The sequence below is a fragment of the Polynucleobacter parvulilacunae genome (genome assembly GCF_018881715.1).
GTDB classification, from domain to species: Bacteria; Pseudomonadota; Gammaproteobacteria; order Burkholderiales; family Burkholderiaceae; genus Polynucleobacter; species Polynucleobacter parvulilacunae.
Genome location: NZ_JACVPW010000007.1, coordinates 1 through 682 on the forward strand (window position 1 = coordinate 1; position 682 = coordinate 682).

At 51.2% G+C, this 682-nt stretch carries 1 protein-coding gene; it reads right to left on the reverse strand.

Going from position 1 to position 682, the window contains the following annotated elements:
• Positions 1-682, reverse strand: a 682-nt coding sequence (locus ICN18_RS08415) for a YDG domain-containing protein (RefSeq protein WP_216190067.1), incomplete at both ends; no start/stop codon positions are given.

Genomic DNA, 682 nt, shown 5'->3' on the forward strand with positions numbered 1-682 from the left:
AGACCTTACTGATATTACCGGTGGCGCTCAAGGTGACGTTAGCGGCGCTGATCGTGGAGCTATTCCAGGTCAGGTTGGTCGTTTGTAAGTTGTAGTCACTCAGAGCACTAGTGCGGTTACCAGACACAGTAGCTAAAGCGAGATTGCCAACAGTCACATTCGAAGCATTGGCTACGTGCGCACTATTAAAGGCGGCGGTAGTCAGATTACTTAAGGTCAAGCTATCACCTGATACCAGACCAGTGATCGATAAATTGGCTAGGCCAACGCTGGCGTTTGCGGTGCCATCGTAGGTCTTGGTGACATTACCAGTCGTGGCTAAGGTCAGGTTGGCCGCGCTGATCGTGGAGCTATTCCAGGTCAGGTTGGTCGTTTGTAAGTTGTAGTCACTGAGCACACTGGTGTGGTTACCAGCAACGGTGGCTAAAGCCAGATTGCCAACGGTGACGTTGCTAGCATTGGCTACGTGCGCACTATTAAAGGCGGCGGTAGTCAGATTACTTAAGGTCAAGCTATCACCAGCAACTAAACCGGTGATCGATAAGTTCGCTAGGCTAACGGTAGCATTGGCGGTGCCATCGTAGGTCTTGGTGACATTACCGATCGTGGCTAAGGTGAGGTTCGCCGTGCTGATCGTGGAGCTATTCCAGGTCAGGTTGGTCGTTTGTAAGTTGTAGTCACT